The 18,239-nt window shown below is 72.4% G+C and carries 16 protein-coding genes; 6 read left to right on the top strand and 10 right to left on the bottom strand.

The window, feature by feature from the left end; genetic code table 11:
* Positions 1 to 253: 253 nt before the first annotated feature.
* From ACZ4TR_RS04940 to ACZ4TR_RS04930, 3 genes are read left to right on the top strand one after another with little or no spacing between them, the layout of a single operon-like run.
* Positions 254 to 1,036, top strand: coding sequence for an IclR family transcriptional regulator (locus ACZ4TR_RS04940; protein WP_286001464.1), 783 nt, complete (start codon positions 254 to 256; stop codon positions 1,034 to 1,036).
* A complete protein-coding gene (locus ACZ4TR_RS04935) occupies positions 1,033 to 2,718 on the top strand; it encodes an L-lactate permease (protein ID WP_465285785.1) in 1,686 nt (561 codons plus the stop codon). Before ACZ4TR_RS04940 ends, ACZ4TR_RS04935 begins: the two co-directional genes overlap by 4 nt.
* Before the next feature lie 10 nt (positions 2,719 to 2,728).
* A complete protein-coding gene (locus tag ACZ4TR_RS04930; protein WP_465285784.1) occupies positions 2,729 to 3,283 on the top strand; it encodes an HD domain-containing protein in 555 nt (184 codons plus the stop codon).
* On the opposite strand, the gene ACZ4TR_RS04925 is transcribed toward ACZ4TR_RS04930, so the two are convergent.
* From ACZ4TR_RS04925 to ACZ4TR_RS04915, 3 genes are read right to left on the bottom strand one after another with little or no spacing between them, the layout of a single operon-like run.
* Positions 3,284 to 4,549, bottom strand: a complete 1,266-nt coding sequence (locus tag ACZ4TR_RS04925) for an RNA polymerase sigma factor (protein WP_465285783.1) — start codon at positions 4,547 to 4,549, stop codon at positions 3,284 to 3,286.
* Positions 4,550 to 4,588: 39 nt separating this feature from the next.
* Positions 4,589 to 4,936, bottom strand: a complete 348-nt coding sequence (locus tag ACZ4TR_RS04920; protein ID WP_465285782.1) for a YciI family protein — start codon at positions 4,934 to 4,936, stop codon at positions 4,589 to 4,591.
* Entirely contained in the window at positions 4,936 to 5,361 is a 426-nt protein-coding gene (locus ACZ4TR_RS04915) for a YciI family protein (protein WP_364517072.1), read from the bottom strand. The genes ACZ4TR_RS04920 and ACZ4TR_RS04915 overlap by 1 nt, the downstream gene beginning before the upstream one ends.
* 176 nt (positions 5,362 to 5,537) lie before the next feature.
* Between ACZ4TR_RS04915 and ACZ4TR_RS04910 the strand changes: the two genes are divergently transcribed.
* Both ACZ4TR_RS04910 and ACZ4TR_RS04905 read left to right on the top strand, forming a co-directional pair.
* Positions 5,538 to 5,807: a hypothetical protein gene (locus ACZ4TR_RS04910; protein ID WP_465285781.1), complete on the top strand. Its 270-nt coding sequence runs from the start codon at positions 5,538 to 5,540 to the stop codon at positions 5,805 to 5,807.
* A gap of 21 nt (positions 5,808 to 5,828) precedes the next feature.
* Positions 5,829 to 6,812 (top strand): small ribosomal subunit Rsm22 family protein, encoded by a 984-nt coding sequence (locus ACZ4TR_RS04905; protein WP_465285780.1) that lies wholly within the window; start codon positions 5,829 to 5,831, stop codon positions 6,810 to 6,812.
* 409 nt (positions 6,813 to 7,221) lie between these two features.
* Here ACZ4TR_RS04905 and ACZ4TR_RS04900 read toward each other — a convergent pair whose 3' ends face one another.
* From ACZ4TR_RS04900 to ACZ4TR_RS04870, 7 genes are all read right to left on the bottom strand, one after another.
* Entirely contained in the window at positions 7,222 to 8,058 is an 837-nt protein-coding gene (locus ACZ4TR_RS04900; protein ID WP_465285779.1) for a maleylpyruvate isomerase N-terminal domain-containing protein, read from the bottom strand.
* Between the two features lie 221 nt (positions 8,059 to 8,279).
* On the bottom strand, positions 8,280 to 8,867 hold the full coding sequence (locus ACZ4TR_RS04895; RefSeq protein WP_465285778.1) for a DUF4232 domain-containing protein: 588 nt from the start codon (positions 8,865 to 8,867) through the stop codon (positions 8,280 to 8,282).
* 26 nt (positions 8,868 to 8,893) lie between these two features.
* Positions 8,894 to 9,385 (bottom strand): DUF4232 domain-containing protein, encoded by a 492-nt coding sequence (locus ACZ4TR_RS04890; protein WP_465285777.1) that lies wholly within the window; start codon positions 9,383 to 9,385, stop codon positions 8,894 to 8,896.
* 131 nt (positions 9,386 to 9,516) lie between these two features.
* Positions 9,517 to 12,063, bottom strand: coding sequence for a CHAT domain-containing protein (locus ACZ4TR_RS04885; protein WP_465285776.1), 2,547 nt, complete (start codon positions 12,061 to 12,063; stop codon positions 9,517 to 9,519).
* A 140-nt stretch (positions 12,064 to 12,203) separates the two neighbouring features.
* Entirely contained in the window at positions 12,204 to 12,689 is a 486-nt protein-coding gene (locus ACZ4TR_RS04880; protein WP_465285775.1) for a hypothetical protein, read from the bottom strand.
* Positions 12,686 to 13,261, bottom strand: a complete 576-nt coding sequence (locus ACZ4TR_RS04875) for an RNA polymerase sigma factor (RefSeq protein ID WP_364517088.1) — start codon at positions 13,259 to 13,261, stop codon at positions 12,686 to 12,688. The genes ACZ4TR_RS04880 and ACZ4TR_RS04875 overlap by 4 nt, the downstream gene beginning before the upstream one ends.
* Complete coding sequence (locus ACZ4TR_RS04870) at positions 13,258 to 14,889, bottom strand: S8 family serine peptidase (RefSeq protein ID WP_465285774.1); 1,632 nt, start codon at positions 14,887 to 14,889, stop codon at positions 13,258 to 13,260. The genes ACZ4TR_RS04875 and ACZ4TR_RS04870 overlap by 4 nt, the downstream gene beginning before the upstream one ends.
* A gap of 182 nt (positions 14,890 to 15,071) precedes the next feature.
* Here ACZ4TR_RS04870 and ACZ4TR_RS04865 point away from each other — a divergent pair, with 182 nt between their 5' ends.
* A complete protein-coding gene (locus ACZ4TR_RS04865; RefSeq protein WP_465285773.1) occupies positions 15,072 to 18,206 on the top strand; it encodes an RHS repeat domain-containing protein in 3,135 nt (1,044 codons plus the stop codon).
* The last annotated feature ends 33 nt before the right edge of the window (positions 18,207 to 18,239 follow it).

The raw sequence follows: 18,239 nt of genomic DNA, 5'->3' as shown, positions 1-18,239 counted from the left end.
ATTCACGAATCTGAATCACTCGCAGTCGAACTTGTCGAACGAGGCCGTCACAAGCTCCGCAACCGCCATAGGTAGGAAACTTAACCATCGGAGGTTGTACCAATTAGCTCGCGCAAGTAACCGCATTCTCCGCGTCTTGCTCTGAGACGTTTCAAGATCTTCCACACATACATCGGAGGTGTTACCGTCCAACCCCACCCAGCGGAAATGCGTACCGCTGAGCGGAAACCGGGAACGTCCAACGGAGGGCAACGTGGGACCGGAGCGCGCACTGGAGAACAGCGGAACTCTCGAACGCGGCCTCGCGGTGCTCGAGCACGTGGGTCGGCACCAGGAGATTTCCACCAACGCGATCGCGCGGCAACTGGGGCTTTCCCGCAGTGCCGCCTACCGCATCGTCGGCACCCTGAAGAGTCTCGAATACCTCGAAGCCGACCAGGTCACCGGCCGGGTGCGGCTCGGGACCCGGCTCGTCGAACTCGGGGCCCGGGCCATGGCCGCCACCGATCTGCACCGGTGCGCGCCGCGGTACCTCGCGTCGCTCGCCGAACGGTCCGGGGAGACCACCTACCTCGCCGTGCCCGACAACGACACCATGGTCTACGTCGCCACCGAACGCAGTGCCAGCGCCGTCACCCTCGCCTGCCGGCTGGGCACGCGCCGGCCACAGCACGCCACGTCGCTCGGGAAAGCCTGGCTCGCCGCGCTGCCCGAAGCCGACCGGGCCGAGCGCGTCCGGCGGATGAAGCTCGACTCCCTCACGCTCAAGACGATCAACGACCCGCTCCGGCTGCTCGACGACCTCGCGCGGACCAGCCGCCGCGGCTGGGCGGTCGACGAGGTCGAGAACGAGCCGGACGTCGGGTGCGTGGCCGCCGCCGTGCGCGATCACTCGGGCCGGCCGATCGCCGCCATCAGCATCGCCGGGCCGGCGCCGCGCGTGCTGCGCCGGCTCGACGAGCTCGGGGCCTCCGTCGCCGGAACCGCCGCCGCCCTGTCGCTGCGGCTCGGATACGTCCGGGGGCAGCGGGGATGACCTGGACACAGGACTACCAGCCGGCGGGCGGGTTGTGGGTCTCCGCGCTGCTCGCCGCGCTCCCGATCATCGTGCTGCTGGTCGCGCTCGGCGTGGTCCGCTTCTCCGCGCACCTTTCGGCGGCGCTCGCGCTCGTCACCGCGCTCGGTGTCGCCCTGCTGCTGTACCGGATGCCGGCCGCGCTGGCGTTCGACTCCGCGGCGATGGGCGTGGTCTTCGGCGTGTGGTCGGTGGCCTGGATCGCGTTCCACGCCGTCTACTTCCACAACGTCACGGTCGCCACCGGCCGGTTCGACGCGATCAAGCGCGTGCTCGCCGGGTTCAGCGAGGACCGGCGGCTGCAGGCGCTGCTGATCGCGTTCGGCTTCGGCGCGCTCCTCGAAGGCGTCGCGGGCGGCGGGTCGCCGATCGCGATCACGGCGGCGATGATGGCCGCGCTCGGGTTCCCGCCGGTCAAGGCCGTCGTGCTGGCGCTGCTCGCGAACACCGCGCCGGTCGCGTTCGGCGGGCTGGGCAACCCGCTGATCGTGCTCGGCCGGCTGACCGCGCCGATCATGCACCTCAAGCCGGACCAGGCGACCGAGCTGTTCTCGGCGGCCGTCGGCCGTCAGGTCCCGGTGCTGGCGTTGATCATCCCGGCGTTCCTGGTCGTCGTCCTGGCCGGCTGGAAGCGCATGCTCGAGGTGTGGCCGGCGGTGCTGACCGCCGGGCTCGCGTTCGCGGTCATGCAGTTCGTCGTGTCCAACTACATCAGCGCCAGCCTGGTCGACGTCGTCGCCGCGCTCACCGCGATGGCCGCGCTGTGGATCCTGACGCGGTTCTGGCAGCCGGCGTCGGTGTGGCGCTTCGAAAACGAGGAAGCCGCGCCGAAGAGCCTGGGCGCCGCGAAACCCGAGCGCGGCGCGCTCTACGCGTGGATGCCCTACATCATCCTGATCCTGGCGATCTTCCTGTCGCGGATCGGCACGATCTTCAAGAACCTCCCCGCCTGGCTGGACCTGACGAAGCTGCTGCACAAGGCGGACTGGATCTTCGCCTGGCCGGGGCTGCACAACCACGTCGTCCAGCACCCGCCGATCACCGCGAAGGACGCGCCGTACGCGGCGACGCTCACGGTGGACTTCCTGTTCTCGCCCGGCACGATCGCCCTGATCGCGGCGGTGATCGCCGGGTTCGCGATGGGCGGCCGGGCGGGGTTGCTGGTCAAGACGTACCGCAAGACGCTGCACCAGATGCGCTGGGCGCTCGCGACGATCTTCATGATCCTGGCGATCGCGTTCGTGATGAACTACTCGGGCGCGACGCAGACGCTGGGCCTGGCCCTGGCGACGACGGGCGCGGTCTTCCCGCTGTTCTCGGCGTACATCGGCTGGCTGGGCGTGTTCCTGACGGGGTCGGACGCGTCGACGAACAGCCTGTTCGGCCCGATGCAGGTGATTTCGGCGCAGCAGCTGGACCTGAACCCGATCCTGGCGGGCGCGACGAACACGTCGGGCGGCGTGATGGGCAAGATGATCTCGCCGCAGAACCTCTCGATCGGCGCGACGGCGATCGGGCAGAGCGGCAAGGAGGGGTCACTGTTGCGGCAGACGTTCCTGTGGTCGCTGTTGCTGACCGCGGTGGTCGGCGTGATTTCCCTGCTGCAGGCGACGATCCTGACGGCGATGATCCCGTCGCCCTAGGCTGGGCGGCATGAGTTCTGATGGTCTGGCGTCCTTCGGGTACGAGCTGGGTCTGCTGAAGCGCGTCCGGCGGTCGGGCTGGTGGCACGCGGGGGTGCGCGACCCGGAGTCGGTCGGCGAGCACAGCCTGCGAGCAGCCCAGCTGGCGGCGCTGATCGCGGCGGAGGAAGGGGCGTCGCCGGAGCGGGCGGCGTTCCTGGCCGTCTGGCACGACACGCAGGAGACCCGGACGGGTGATCTTCCGCTGACGGCCGCGGACTACCTGCGCAAGCCCGAGCCGCGGGAGATCACGGCCGACCAGACGGCGTCCCTGCCCGACCGGTCGCGCTCGCTCGTGCGCGAGGCGGTGGACGAGTACGAGACCCGCTCGTCGGCCGAGGCGTTGTGCGCCAAGGATGCCGACAAGCTGGAGATGCTGCTGCAGGCGCTGGAGTACCGGGACATCGGCGTGCGGCCGGTCGACGAATGGATCGAGTCGGCGCAGAAGGGGCTTACGACGGAGACGGCGAAGAAGATCGCGGAAGCGGCGTTGACGCTGTCCCCGATGGCCTGGCGGGACCGCTAGCTAGCGACCCACCGCCGTCGCGCGGTCCAGGAGCAACGCTCGCTCCCGGGCGTTCTCGGTCATCTCCGCCGCCCGTCTGAACTCCTGCTCCGCCTCCTCGAGCCGGCCCAGCTTCTGCAGCAGGTCGCCGCGGACGCTCGGGAGGAGGTGGTAGTCCTTCAGCGCCGGCTCGTCGGCCACCGCGTCGACCACCTGGAGGCCCGCCGCCGGGCCGTACGCCATCGCCACTGCCACGCCGCGGTTCAGCTCGATCACCGGGGACGGCTGGAGCTTGCCGAGCCCCTCGTACAGCGCCGCGATGCGGGCCCAGTCCGTCTCGTCCGCCGTCCGGGCGCGGGCGTGGCACGCCGCGATCGCCGCCTGGGCGGAATACGGGCCGTACGCGCCCTCGGCGATCTGCTCGGACAGGCTCAGCGCCGCCAGGCCGTGCTGGATCAGGAAGCGGTCCCAGCGGGTGCGGTCCTGGTCGAGCAGGAGCACCGGTTCGCCCTTCGGGCCGGTGCGGGCCTTCGCGCGCGAAGACTGCAGTTCCATCAGCGCGACCAGGCCGTGCACCTCGGACTCGCCCGGCATCAGCGCGGCGAGGACGCGGCCGAGGCGCATCGCCTCTTCGCAGAGCGCCGGGCGCATCCAGTCGTCGCCGCGGGTCGCCGAATAGCCCTCGTTGAACACGAGGTAGACGACCTCGAGCACCGAAGACAGCCGGGCGACGCGCTCTTCGCCCTCGGGCACCTCGAACGGGACCTTCGCCGCGGCGAGGGCCTTCTTCGCCCGGACGATCCGCTGGGCGATCGTCGACTCGCGGACGAGGAAGGCGCGCGCGATCTCGTCGGTGGTCAGCCCGCCGAGCATCCGCAGCGTCAGCGCGACCCGGGCCTGCGTGTTCAGCACCGGGTGGCACGCGACGAACAGCAGGCGCAGGACGTCGTCCTCGATGTGGTCGTCGAGGGCGGCGTCGAAGTCGGGCAGCACGCCCTCGCCGAGCTGCTGGTCGCGGCCGACCTCTTCGAGCTTCTCGGCGTACCGCTCGTTGCGGCGGAACTGGTCGACCGCGCGGCGCTTGGCGATGGTCATCAGCCACGCGCCGGGGTTGCGCGGCACGCCGGACTCCGGCCACTGCTCCAGCGCCGCGACGAGCGCGTCCTGGGCCAGCTCTTCGGCGAGACCGACGTCGCCGCGGGCCATGCGGGCCAGCCCCGCGATGAGCCGCGGCGACTCGATCCGCCACACCGTCTCGACCGTGCTCCGGGTGTCCGCAACCGTCACCCGGTCATCAGACAGGGTGATCGGGCGCGGTGCAACCCACTACTCGGCGATGGCCCGGATCTCGATGACGCCGCCCTTGGCTTCGGGGTTCGGTGCGCGCCGCATGAGCGCGACGACGTCCTCGAGGGATTCGCCGTTGAGCACCCAGATCCCGGCGACGAGCTCCTTCGACTCGGCGAAGGGCCCGTCGATGACCTTCGGTTCGGCGTCGCCTTCGAAGAGGACGCGCACGCCCTCCGAGCTCGGGGTGAGGCCCTCGGCGAACACGATCCGGCCGTCGTTCGCCAGTTCCTCGTTGAACCTCGCCATCGTTTCCAGCTCTTCGGTGCTGGGTCCGATGCCGGCCTCCGACTCCGGAGAGGCCTTCACCATCACCAGGAACCGCATCAGGACTCCTGGGCGCTCTGCGCGCGAAGCCGGCCCTCCAGCTCCTCGACCTCGGGGGTCATGTTCTCGAAGTCGGACGCCTCGGCGACCCGCCGGATCTCGACGACGCCGGCCTGCCCCTCGGGGTTCGGCATCCGCTTGACCCACTCGACGCACTCGTCGCGGTCGCGGCACTGGAGGATCCAGAAGCCGCCGACGAGCTCCTTGGTCTCGGCGAACGGCCCGTCGACGACCTTCGGTTCCTCACTCCCGGAGAACACGACACGCGCGCCCTGCGAACTCGGCGTCAGGCCTTCCCCGGCGAGCAGGACACCGGCCTTGACCAGCTCTTCGTTGAAGCTCGCCATCTCGGCCAGCAGTTCGGCGCTCGGGCCCTGTCCCGCCTCGGACTCTTCGTTGCTCTTGACGATCACCATGAACCGCATCGCGGTCTCCTCTCGGTCGGTCCTGCCTACGCGTCGAACGGCCCCGCCCCGGATCGACAGCTCCGGCGAAAAGTTTTCGCGCCGGAAAACTAGCAGCTCAGGGTCATGCGGGTGGGGCAATTCGGACAGGCGGGGCGCCGGGACAGTAGGCTGGCGGCCCGCGGCGAGAGGGCCCAGTGGACCAGAGCACGCGCCAGGGAGTGCGGCGATACATCGTCCGGCTTCCGTCCGGCCGGGGCGGCCGAGCACACGAGCCCGGCTTCCCGGTGTGGGACACGTCCCTGCGGCGGGTCCGGAAGCGGTTCCCGCGCGCGGAGGCCATCTGGCGCGCCACCGAAGACCGGCCTCGAATCCCGCCCCGGCTGGTGCGGACCGGCCGGCTGGTGCGGCGGGGCGCGGCGTCCGCGTGGCGCTGGACCCGCAACCGCGACGCCAAACCGTGGTGAGCGCCCGGCTAACCTGCCGTCGTGGCGGTACTCCCCGACGACCTCTCCTCCGCGCTCGACGACGAGCTGGCCCGGCACCCCGTGCCGCGGCTCGCGCAGTCGGTCGACCGGCTCAGCACGCGCTACCGCCAGGGTGACGCGGCGACCTCGCCCATCCTCAGCTCCGAAGCCGACGTCGCCGCGTACGCCGGCTACCGGATGCCGGCCACCTACGCCGCCGTACACGCTGTGCTGGCCGAAGCCGCTTCGCGCGCGCCCGGTTTCGAGCCGCGTACGCAGGTCGACGTCGGTGGTGGCACCGGGGCCGCGGTCTGGGCGGCCGCGACCGTGTGGCCGTCGCTGGTTCGCTGCACGGTCCTGGAGCAGGTCGCCGGGGCCATCGGGCTCGGCAAGCGGCTCGCCGCGGGGGCCAAGAACGCGGCGGTCCGGGACGCGGAATGGCGGCGCGGGCTCGTCGACCCGGCCGCGCCCGCGCCGGAGGCCGACCTCGTCACGCTGTCCTACGTGCTCGGCGAACTGCCGGACGCCACCCGCGACGACGTCGTGCGCTGGCTGGCGGCGAAAGCCGGCGCGGTCGCGCTGATCGAGCCGGGCACCCCCGCGGGCTACGAACGGATCCGCGCCGCCCGCGCGCGGCTGATCGAGCTGGGCCTGCACGTCGTCGCGCCGTGCCCGCACGACGCCGCCTGCCCGATCGTGCCCGGCGAGGACTGGTGCCACTTCTCCGCGCGGCTGCCGCGGTCGGGCCTGCACCGGCGGCTCAAGGCGGCAACCCTCGGGTTCGAAGACGAGAAGTTCGCGTACGTCGTCGCGTCGCGGACGGCGCCGGAGCGTCCGGACGCGCGGGTCATCCGGCACCCGAAGAAGCACAAGGGCTGGGTCGCGCTGGACCTGTGCACGTCTTCGGAGGGGCTCAAGCCGGGCGTGGCGGTCTCGAAGAAGCAGGGCCCGAGATACCGCGCCGCCCGCGACGCCGAATGGGGCGACGGCTGGTTCTCCGCCTGACCCGGTGGCAGGGTGTGGGCCCATGGGGAAAGTCATCGCGGAGATCAGCATGTCGGCGGACGGAATCGTCGCCGGCCCGGACACCAGCGCCGAGCACCGCCTCGGCAAGGACGGCGATCTGCTGCACCAGTGAGTGTTGAGACGCACCTGAACCCGACAGCGCGCCTACGGCCGGTTTCCGACGGCGCCGGCTGGTTCGTAGGCCACCCAAGCATGTTCGAGCAGTCCGGCCGAGTAGACCGCACCTGACCTACCGGGTGCCGAACTAGCGCCGCGCGTACGGAGTTCGTTGACGGTTCGTGATGACATGAATGAGTCATTCATGTCATCGGACGAGGTGAATGGGTCATTCACTGCACTAGCGGGACCTCGTCACCACACTGACGCACCTGACCTACCGGGTGCTGAACTAGGGCATCCGCACGGTCCGCAGGAACGCCGGGAGCAGCCACGGCCGCGGCCCGCCGATCCGCACGCCACCGCTCACCACCGCACGGATCCGGGAAATCCGGCCGAACATCATCGGCACCAGCACCGCCGGGTCGAACCGCAGCCGTACGTCCGCTGTCCCGTCCGGTTCCTCGAGACGCAACTGCCCGTGCCGCAGTGCCAGCACCGCCGGGTGGGTGTGCGCCGACCGGAACTCGACCGCGATCCGGCGTGGGGACGGTGTCGCGTCGTCGAGCAGGCGGCCCATGTCGTTGCGCACCATGCCGAACAGGAACAGCTCCAGGAACAATGCCTCGTGGGCCGCTGGGATGGGCCATGGCCGCCGGGTCGCGCGGGCGATGTCGAGGCCGTGCAGCAGCATTTCGTTGACCAGGTGGGCGAGCACGCCGGCGACCGGCACGCGCGAGCCGCCCAGCCACCACACCGGCTTCTCCGGATCCAGGTCCGCGCTGATCAGCAGCACCTCGGCGATGTCCGCGCGCAGCCGCTCGGCCAGCCGGGCCGGGTCTCGTTCCGGGTACAGCTCGAGCGCGAGCGCGTTCATGTCCGAGATCGTGTCGACGCTGGCCGTGCCGATCGGCTCCTTCAGGCCCGGCAGCGGCAGCGGGCCGCCGTCGCCGCGGATCATCGACGTGTACATCAGCGCGATCATCCCGACGTGCGCCGCCGTTTCGGCGATCGTCCACCCGCCGAGCGACGTCACGTCCCCGTGCCGCACGCCGGCCACCAGGTCCGCGAACCGGGCGCCGGTCTCCGGCAGCGCGGCGCGCACCGCGTCCCACTTTTCGAGCGTCACGCAGTCGACGGTAGAAGGCCGGACGGCGTCCCGGGTCTCCGAAGGTGCGGTTGTCTTCTGCTCATGATCCGGCTCCTGCTGCTCCACCGTGAGTAGAAGACATCGCAGCGGTAACCGGCCGGTCGGGGGGCGTGCCGGCCGGTTACCACCGCATGGAGGAAGAGGGACCCCCACGCCAGGAATGACGCGCGGCCCGCCGCTTCACCCGATCGAGTGACGACCTAGGCGGGGTCGGCGAGGATGCCGTTCACGTACGAACCCGGGTGAGTCGCCGCGTCCTGGCGCAGCACCGGGAGGTCGGCCGGCCACTCCGCGGTCAGCGGCGAAGTCTGGCCCGGCGGGATCGTGTTCAGCTTCGCCGGCGTCCACGACGCGCCGCCCTCGGCCGGGGTCAGCACCGTGATCGTCGCCGACGCCGTCGTCCCCGCGGGCACCTCGTTGTACTTCACGCCGTTGTCGACGCGCGGCAGGTGGTACACCGGGCCGAACGTCGCGTCGTCCGGGCCGGCCAGGTCGACGCCCGGCACGCCGTACAGGCCACACGTGTGGTCCGAGGTGTTGCGGTAGGTCAGCGGGATGTCGACCTGACCCGGCGCGTCGGTCTTCTCGGCCGGCTTGCCCAGCAGGACCTCCAGGTCCGCCGTCGTGCACCGCGGCGTGCTCACCGCCGCCGGGGCCACCCCGCCCCCGGACCCGCCGGCCGCCGGCGCGGGAGCCGCGGCCGGCGCCTGAGCAGCCGTCGAAGTCCCGCACGCCGCCAGCGCGAAGGCCCCCGCCATCGTGCCGATCCCCATCAAGATGCGCTTCATGACATTCCTCCCGGTGTCGGAAAAGCTCAGCTGCTGACCGGCGTGACCCGCACGGTGTCGCCCTTCAGCGGCGCCCCCGCCGGCCACGCGACACTCACCGGCTGGCCGTACGGCCCGGTCGGCAGGTCGAACGTCACGAAGTTCGGCGCGGCCGAAGGCGCCGCCGCCGAGCGCTGCACGATCCGCGACACGGCCGGGTGCCCGGAACGCAGGTTCACCGGGACCGCCTCCGAACCGTCCGGCGTCGCGGTGACCGGCAGCCGCTGCCCGCCGGCGATGAAGGTCAACGCCGTCGGCGCGCCCTCGAGCTTGCAGTTCGTCGTCGGCGAAGCCGCGGTGTAGGTGAGGACGTAGGCCTCGTGCCCGGCGGCGTGAGACGGGTCAGGCGCCACCGTCACGTGGACGTCCGACGCCGCGCACGGCGTGTCGCTCGGCATGGCGTTCGCGGCCCCGGCCGTCAGGAACACCCCGCCCGCTGCCAGACCCCCGACGATCAGCGCGATACCAGTTCGCTTCATGGTCATCCTCCCTCGTGACGTGATCAACTGGACTCACTGGGAAAGATGCCCGGCGGCCCTCCGGGGATGCGCCGCGATGGGGTCGATCACCAGAAAGCAACCCACGGCGACGTCAGACGTCCAGACAATTGTCAACCACGGCCGAAGCACACGAACGGCATCAGCGGTTCCGCCTGGGCCGCGTCGGCCAGGGCACGCGCCGGCGGTGTCCCCGACGAGAGCGCCCGGTGGTAGGCCAGCATCACGCCGCCGGCCGTCCGGTCGTCGACCCGCGCCACGCTCGAGACGACCGTCCGGCTCCCGCCGTAGAGCAACGCCGCCGTGAAGCCGAGGACCTCGTCGCCGTCGCGGACCACCGCCTGGCCGACGTCGCACGACGACAGCACCACCTGCTCCGGCGCCGTCGAAAGCTGCTGGACGTCGTACGCCATCAGCGGCCCGTCGGCCAGGTTCAGCCGGGAGAACAACACGTTTTCCTGTTCGTGGTGGCCGTGCGCGGCGAAGTGCGCGAGGCGGCAGCCGTCGAACGCCTTGAGCGTCGCCGCGACCGTCGCGTCCGGCCCGGTCAGCACCTCGGCCTCCGGGTAGAGCGGCGCCAGCAGGGAGACCTCGGTTTCCGCGTGCGTCAGGTCCGAGCCCGCCACCAGCAACGGTGCCCCGGCCGCGCGGCGCGGACGGCGGCCCGCGTCGAGCCAGGCCGACGACGACGGCGTGACTGTCACCGGCCGGCCGCGCACCGTGGGCAGCAGCCCCCACGGGATTGCCGAAAGCGCGCCCGTCGGCACGACGACGACGTCGAGGTCGCCGAGCCGGGAAGCCAGTGGCGCCAGCAGGATCCCGTCCAGCGCGGTGACCTGCGTCCGCACCGAACGGCGGATGACCCGGTCGAGCTGGGCGGGGAGCTGGCGCCCGCACAAGGCGTCGAGGTCGCTGTGCAGCCGCGCGACCGGTTCGGCGACGGCCGACGCCGGGCCGAGCTCGATCAGCGCGACCCGGTGGTTCGCGATCACCTGTGCGCACAGCGCACCGTGGTCGGCGAGGAAGCAGACCAGCGCGCTGCCGGTTTCGGCGAGCTCGTCGCCGACCTCGCGCAGCCGCGCCTCCGGGTGGTCGACGTCGGTGCCCTCGGCCTGCCAGCCCTTGGCGCGGATCTCGCGTTCCAGGGCGGCACACCGCTTCACGGCCTGGGTGTCCGGCTTCCCGGACAGCTCGCCCGCGCGGATCTGCATCGAGAGGTACCGCAGCTCGGCGACGGCGTCGACGGTCTCCGGGTGCGCGGGCGGCCGCACCGGCCGGAACCGGAACGCCTGCGCGCGCGAGCGGTCGAGCCACCGGAAGACGACGCCGGGCGAGCGCTGGGCCAGCGCGGCGGCGAGGCCGGCGTCGGCGAGCTCCTTGCCGAGTGACGTCGTCGCGGTCTGCAGGTCGATGCTGCCGAAGCGGCCGCGGTGCCGTTCCAGCTGCGTCAGCCCGGCGCGCGCGTTGGCGAAGGTGATGCGCCGATTGCCGCTCGCGGCACCGAGTTCGGCCAGCGCGAGCCGCCGGACCAGGCGGTTTTCCAGCGGCGCGGCCCGGCGGTCGCGCGGGGCGATGCCGGTGCGGGCGTCGTCGAGATCGCCCAGGGTGATGCGCGCGCGGGCGGCGAGCAGCGCGGCGATTTCGGCGTCGTTGCGCAGGCCCAGCCCGGTGAGCCGGCCGGCCAGCGCGGTCGCCTCGGCGGCGACGCGGGCGATCCGCCGTCCGGCCGCGAAGTCCGCGCGCAGCACGGTCAGCTGGGCGACCGCCGCCCAGGTTTCGTTGCCGCGGCGGCGAAAGCGGCGTTCGGCGCGGCCGGCCCAGCTCCGCGCGGCCGCCGGATCGCCGCTCGCGAGCGCGGCCAAGGCGCGCGTCAGCTCGGCTTCGGCGTGTTCCTGGTTCATCCGCAGGCGCGGGAACTGTTCCAGCGCCGCGTCGAGTTCGGCGGCGGCTTCCTGCGGCACCCCGGCGGCGAGCAGCGCGCGGGCCTTGTCGACGGCCAGCACCGGCAGCATCCCGACGCTCTGTTCGGCGTAGAACCCGCTGGCCGCGTCGAAGTCCCGCAGGGCGCCCGGGATGTCGCCGGTGAGCACGCGCGCCTGGCCGCGTCCGTGCGCCGCTTTGGCGAAGATCCGCTCCAGGCCTTCTTCCGAAGCCTGGCCGGCGCCGATCTGCTCGCACTGGTCGAGGTCGGCGAGCGCGAGCCGGACGCGCCCGGCGTACTGGTGCAGCATGGCGCGGTTGAGCAGCGTGCGGGCGAGCACGACGAACTCGCCGGCCTGCCGCAGCAAGGGGACCGCCTCGTCGAAGCACGTCAGGGCTTCGTCCATCCGGCCGATCAGGATGAGGACGAGACCCCGTTGCTGGCGCAGGATCCCGCGCCCGGCGTCGGACACGAGGACGTCGGCTTCGTCGAGCAGCGCGAGCCCCCGGGTGCTGTTGCCCAGCGCGGTTTCGACGGCGGCGTACGTGCCGAGCACGCGCGTGGCGAGGTCGGGCCACGACGGCCAGTCCGGCGGCGGTTCGGTGGCGGGCAGGCCGAGAAGCCGCGCGGCGGACCGGATCAGGCGGCCGCCCACGACGGGCTGGCCGTTGTTGGTCGCCGCGACCGCACGCCGATGCAGGTCGCGTACCCGGTCTTCCGCCCTCGGCGACGCGACCACAGGCTGCCCTCCCGGCCGGGGCCGTCCCCCTCGGCCGAGAAGGACGTCCCGGATCGTACCTCCGGGTCCGGTCGGTCCGGGAGTTCTTGCCGGGTGGGCGGTTTTTCACGCCGGGGCGCGGTATCCGGTGAGCAACCGCGTCAGAGTTCGATGGCCGGGGTGCTCACCGTCCTCGAGCGGCCCAGGGTCCGCACCAGCACCTGCACCATCCCGTGCGGCACCCCGTTCACCGCGAACCGCCCCTCGGCGTCCGAAGTGGTCGTCAAGGGGCCGTTCGCGGTGCGGACCTCGATCGGGTGCTCGGCCGGTGGCGTGAGCCAGCCGTCCAGGCGGATCGTCCCACTTGGCTCGTGGCTCACGTTCACCATGATCGTCAGGCTTTCGCTGTCGAACGTGATGAGCCGGCCCTGCTCGGCCGCACTGCGCGTGACGGCGAGCCCCTCCTGTTCCCGGATCCGCATCACTTCGAGGTCGACGTCCTCCAGCTGGATCGCGAAGCGGATCTGCTCCACCAGCGTTTCGGGCATCGGGTCGGCGTCTTCCCACAGCTCGCGCAGTCCGGTCAGCAACCGGAAGTCGAGCTCGTCCAAGGGCTCGTCAGCGCCGGGTGGTTCGACGGTGGTCACAGCCAATCTCCTTCGCCGTTGGCGAGTAGCTGCTCGCGCAGGCGCGCGAGGCAACGTCCCCTGGTCGGGCCGATACTCCCCCTCGGCATTCCCAGCCGGGCGCCCACTTCGGCGTAGTCCGGCCGGTGCACGAACGCCACGATCCGCAGCAGGCTGCGGCAGCGTTCGGGCAGTGCGTCGACCGCGCGCCACAACCTCGCGCGCTGGTCATCGCGCAGCACCCCCTCCTCGGGTGCCGGTGACGCTTCGGACAGCCGCTCCGGAAGCTCCGGCAGCGGCCGTTCCACCTGGCGCTTTTCCCCCGTGCGCCAGGCTTCCCGCTTGGTCACGGTGATCAGCCAGCCGGTCAGCGCGACCGGCGAGCGGATCTCCGCGAACGAACCGAGCAGGCGCAGCCACGTCGTCTGCACGACGTCGGCGGCCTGGTCGGCGTCCAGCCCCTGATCCCGCGCGACCTGCCAGAGCAGCGGCGTGAGCAGGGAAACCAGTTCGTCCAGCGCCGCGCGGTCGCCCTCCCGCGCGGCGTCGAACAGGGCCGCTACCCGGCTGTGGTCGGTCTTGGCCACGGTCACAGCGAGCCCAGCGCGCTCCAAGCGCGCTTGACGACGGTGTCGCGGTCGACCGTGGCCAGGTCGCCGGACTGGAACAGGGCCTTGGCGATCTCGGCGGCGGCGAGCGGCGCCGCGAACGACGTCCCGTCCCAGACCGCGAAGCCGGCGCTGTAGTCGTCCGGGTCGAAGGAGTTGCGGCCGGGCAGCTCGTGGTCGGCGGCCGCGCTGCCGCGGACGTCGGCCGGGTAGGTGCTGACGACGCCGGCGCCGGTCGCCCAGCACGTCACCCACGGGCCTTCGTTGGAGAACAGCGCCTTGCTCGTGCCGACGTCGGGGTTGAGCGCACCGACGCTGATCACCTGCGGGCCGCAGCCGCCGCCGAGCGGCTGGTCGGCGAAGGCCGCCGGGTAGAAGCGGCGGGTGGTCGCGTCGTTGCCGGCGGCCGCGACGACGAGCACGCCGAGGCCGAGCAGGTCCGCGATCGCCGCGCCGAACTGGCCGGTGAAGGCGACGTCCGCCGGGTCTTCGACGTAGTAGCCCATCGAGAGGGAGACGACGTCGACCATGTCCTCGGGCCGGTTGTTCGCCTGCGCGTTCCGGACGCGGTCGGCCAGCAGGTGCAGCGCCAGCAGCACGTCGGCCTCGTACGCGACGCCGTCGCTGTGCACGACGCGGATCGCCAGGGTGTCGGCTTCGGGGCAGGCCTGCCGGATGATGCCGGCGATGAACAGGCCGTGCCCGGTGTCGGTGTCGACGTCGCCGATCAGCGGCTGGCCGGTCGTCGGCGCGTCCCAGTAGTCGGTGAGCAGCTGGGTCGGCAGCGTGGTGCCCGCGTCCTGCTGGGCCTGCAGGATCGCCGCCTGGATGTCGGGGGCGACGGTGAGGCCGGAGCCGGCGGGCGGCGGGCCGCTGCGGTCGGCCAGCCCGAACCAGCGGTGCGGGCCGATGCCGGTGTCGAGCACGGCGACGACCGGCCGCCGGTGCGCCGGCTTCTCGCTGCGGAACGGCGGGTCCGCGGCGAGCGTCACCGGGATCCGGTTGGCCCCGTGGGTGCGCCCGTACGAGCTGCCCGCGCCGAACCCGCTGGTCTCCCACGGCGTGCCGCCGAGACCGCTGGTCTCCCAGGGCACCCCGCCGAACACCGGCGAGGTGAACAGCAGGTGCTCGACGGAGACGTGCCGGACGATCTCCGGGTCGATCTCGGGCTTCTCGCCGGCAGCGGCCGACCGCAGCAGCTGCAGGGCCTTCCAGCAGTCGACGACGACGGGGTCGGAGTCCTCGCGGACGTGCAGCAGCGCGCGGACCGGCACGTCGTCGAGCTGCCGGGCGCGGGCGTAGGCCTTGCTGTCGCCGCCGCGGTCGGCCGGTTCGGCGTAGATGCCGATGCGGCCGAGCACGCGGTTGATCGCGGCCAGGGCCTCCTGGTCGCGCAGGTACCGGTGGGGAAGCAGGAAGGTGCCCGGCCGGTAGACGGTGGTGCGCGGGACCGGCTGCCCGGCGGCGACGACCGCCGTCGCCGGGTCGAGCACTCGCGCGCCGTGCCGGTCGAGCAATTGTCTGGGCGGGGTCGGGAGCTCGTTGAGCGTGCTCGCGTCCTCCGAAAAGACTTCAGCTTCCGCGGTCTCGTCCCGCACGAACTTGACGACCATCGGGTCCACCCTCCGCCATTGATCACTGATGGCACCCGGGAAAGACCGGTGAGCCGCCACCGGGATACGACACGGACGTCACGAATGGGTAACGGACGAAGCAAACGGGTGACGACGTATCTGGCACCCCCGCCTCACCCACTTGGCCGTCCGAAGTCACGAATCGAGTCGGGGAGATCAGCATGGTTCCGCTCCGGGTGAGCGCGCAGGAGGCAAGCCGGCCCGCGCCGGTGCGGGCGCTGGGCGGCGCGTTCACCCCGGAACCCGCGACCGGCGGGGGCAGCTTCACGGTGCCGCTCGACCTGCCGCCGGGTCCCGGTGGCCTCGCACCCGCGCTGGCGCTGCGCTACACCACCGCCGCGGCGAACGGGGCTTTCGGCGGCGGGTTCGCGTTGCCGCTGCCGCACGTCCGGCTGACCGGCGGCCAGGCGCGTTCCGGCGCCGAGGGCCGGCTCAGCCGCCGGGGCGACGGCTTCGTGCTGACCACCCGATCGGGAATCCGCCACGTCCTCGGGACGACCGACGGCGGCCGGTCCGCGGGGTCCGCCTGGTACCTCGAACGGACCGAGGACGCGTTCGGCAACACCGCGGCGTTCGACTGGGTCCACCACAGCGGCCAGGCGTACCTCGCGCGCGCGGCCTACGGACCGTACGAAGTGGATTTCACCTACGAACCGCGGCCGGACGTCCTGCGCTGGGGCCGCGGCGGCACCCTCGTGACGACGGCGCTGCGGTGCGCCCGGGCCGACCTGCGGGTGCCCGGGGACGCGCGGCCGCTGGTCCGGCGGTGGCGCTTCGGCTACGACGAAGACGAAGTCACCGGCGCCTCCCTGCTGACGTCGATCGGGCTCACCGGGTTCGACGTGCACGGCGCCGAGGCGGCCGCGCCGGCGCTGCGGCTGGCCTACGCCCGCACGGAACCGCCGGCCCCGCAGCGGGTCCAGGTCGCCGCGAAGGCCCGGACCGGCGGCGGCGGTGTGCTGCTGCTCGACGACGTCGTCTCCTACTTCTCCCCGGAGCCCGCCGACTTCCCGCGCACCGGGTGGCTGAGCGAGATCGACAACGGGATCGGGCTGCACACGTCGGTCGAGTACGCGACCGTCGAGTCGGTCCCGGTCGTCCGGCGCGTCACGCGGCGCGAAACGGCCACCGGGCAGACGGGCGTGACCGAGCTCGAATACCACGACCGGCGCACCACCGGGTTCGGCCGCGTCGTCCAGGACGAGCTCGGCGACGAGTACGCGCCCACGCTGCGGACCGTCCGCTGGTTCGGCGACGGCGGCCTGCTCGACAAGGAAGAGACCTACGGCCTCGACGGCTCCCCCGAGCAGGACCGGCCCTACCGCCGGGTGGAGCACGCTCGCCGTCCCAAGTGGACGCGCTCGGTGGTGACCGTGTTCGAGCGCCGGGAGCGGCCGGTGTCGGTCACCACGACGGAGACGGCCTTCGACACCGACGGCAACCCGACCCGGGAGGTGGAGACCACCAAGCGGCCCGGGCGCGAACCGGTGGTCCGCCAGACGCGCACGACCTACGCGACCGCCCCCGAGCGCCGGTTCGTCGCCCTGCCCGCCCGCGTGCGCGAGCTGGACGGCGACGGAAAAGTGTTGTCGGACAGAGTGTTCCGCTACGACGAGCGGCCCGACGGCAGCGCCGGAACCCACGGCCTGCTGACCGCGCAGGAGGAGCTGGTGCTCACCGACGCGCTCGTCGCCGACGTCTACGGCCCGGTCCTGCCGGACTTCCGCCACCACGGTTACCACCGCCGCCCCGGCGAGGACGGCTGGTGGACGACGACGTTCCACGGGCGGCTCGACACGGTCGCCGGGCTGCGCACCACGACGACCGGGCCGCACGGCCACACCCACGAGGTGCGCTACTCCGCCGACCGGTGCTTCCCCGAGGTCGCCGTCGACCCGCTCGGGAACGTGACGTCGACGCGCTACGACATCCGCACGGCACGCGTGTGCGAAGTGACCGATCCGGCGGGCGCGGTGACCACGGTGACCCTCGATCCGCTGGGGCGCCCCGAAACCGTGGTGCGGCCGGGCGACTCGGCGGAGCTGCCGACCGTCCGGTACCGCTACGAGGGGACGCGGATCACCACCGAGCAGCGGGCGGTCTCCGGCGAGGCGGAGGTGATCGTGACGTCGGAGCTGCGCGACGGCGCGGGCCGGCTGCTGCGGCGCCGGCACGCCGAGCTGCTCGGCGACGTCGTCGACGAACACCACGACTACTGCGCGCGCGGCCTGGTGTGCCGGACGAGCCGCGCGTTCCGCGACGGCCACCCTCCGGTCGCGCCGGAGGAGTTCCGCTACGACGCGCTCGGCCGTCCACTCGGGGCGTCCACATCGGACAGCGCGGCGACCGGGAGTGTCCGTGACCTGCTCGGCCGGGAGATCCGCGACGCGGACGGCGTCGTGCACGCGCGGGACGCGGCCGGCAACCCGGTCGAGACGCGGACCGCGGGCGGCCACACGGTGTACCGCGTGCACGACGCGGCCGATCGGGTGGTCGCGGTGCTGGTCGACGATCCGGGCGGCACCCCGGTCACGACGTTCACCTACCACGACGGCGGGCTCCCGGTGCCGCTCGAGGCGGGGCCGCACAGCTGCGGGCGGCTGGTGCGCGTCGCCGACGAATCCGGCGTGACGCTGTTCGGCTACGACGCGCTCGGCCACCCGGTCGAACGGCGCTGGCGGCCCGCGCACGTGGCCGTCGAGTACCGGCTGGACGTCGTGCGCCGCGCGGACGGGCGACTGTCCGAAGTGGTCTACCCCGACGCGGGCGACGGGCGGCTGACCGTCCACCACCAGTACGACGAGGTCGGGCGGCTGGTGTGCGTGCCCGGGTTCGTCGACGCCGTCCAGTACGACCTGCACGGACGTCGCACGGCGGTGCACTACGCGAGCGGCGTCAGCGAGCACTTCTCGCCGAAGCACGTCATCACGGGCCCGGGCGGCTTGCTGCACGAAGTCGCGCTCCGCGCCCCCGCGGAACCGCGGGCGGGCAGCGAAATCCACGACGCGTTCGGCCGCCTGCGCGGAGTCCACGGCGACGACGGGGTGAACACGCTGTACGGCTACGACCACACGGGCCGCCGGGTCCGCACGCTGGTCACCAACGGCACGCGCATCCGCGAGGTCCTGAGCCCGGACGACCTGTACGCGGTCGAGGACGGCGAGCTGGTGGTCGTGGTGGCGGGCACGGTCCGCAGCTACCCGGACGGCCGGCGCCAGTACCTGCACTTCGACTCGGCCGACGGCGTCGCTTTGGTGACCGACGAGCGGGGTGCGGTGGTCCCGGAAACGCCATGAACGGTTCCGCCGGCGGGGGTTCGCACGCGGTGA

The sequence above is a fragment of the Amycolatopsis sp. NPDC028719 genome (assembly GCF_055565395.1).
This window is presented reverse-complemented; position numbering and strand designations above follow the sequence as displayed.

Bases quoted from the DNA above. Each gene is read 5' to 3' on its own strand.
- ACZ4TR_RS04930 (WP_465285784.1), top strand. From the start codon at position 2,729: ATGAGTTCTGATGGTCTGGCGTCCTTCGGGTACGAGCTGGGTCTGCTG.
- ACZ4TR_RS04935 (WP_465285785.1), top strand. From the start codon at position 1,033: ATGACCTGGACACAGGACTACCAGCCGGCGGGCGGGTTGTGGGTCTCC.
- ACZ4TR_RS04865 (WP_465285773.1), top strand. From the start codon at position 15,072: ATGGTTCCGCTCCGGGTGAGCGCGCAGGAGGCAAGCCGGCCCGCGCCG.
- ACZ4TR_RS04895 (WP_465285778.1), bottom strand. From the start codon at position 8,867: ATGAAGCGCATCTTGATGGGGATCGGCACGATGGCGGGGGCCTTCGCG.
- ACZ4TR_RS04920 (WP_465285782.1), bottom strand. From the start codon at position 4,936: ATGCGGTTCCTGGTGATGGTGAAGGCCTCTCCGGAGTCGGAGGCCGGC.
- ACZ4TR_RS04915 (WP_364517072.1), bottom strand. From the start codon at position 5,361: ATGCGGTTCATGGTGATCGTCAAGAGCAACGAAGAGTCCGAGGCGGGA.
- ACZ4TR_RS04870 (WP_465285774.1), bottom strand. From the start codon at position 14,889: ATGGTCGTCAAGTTCGTGCGGGACGAGACCGCGGAAGCTGAAGTCTTT.
- ACZ4TR_RS04890 (WP_465285777.1), bottom strand. From the start codon at position 9,385: ATGAAGCGAACTGGTATCGCGCTGATCGTCGGGGGTCTGGCAGCGGGC.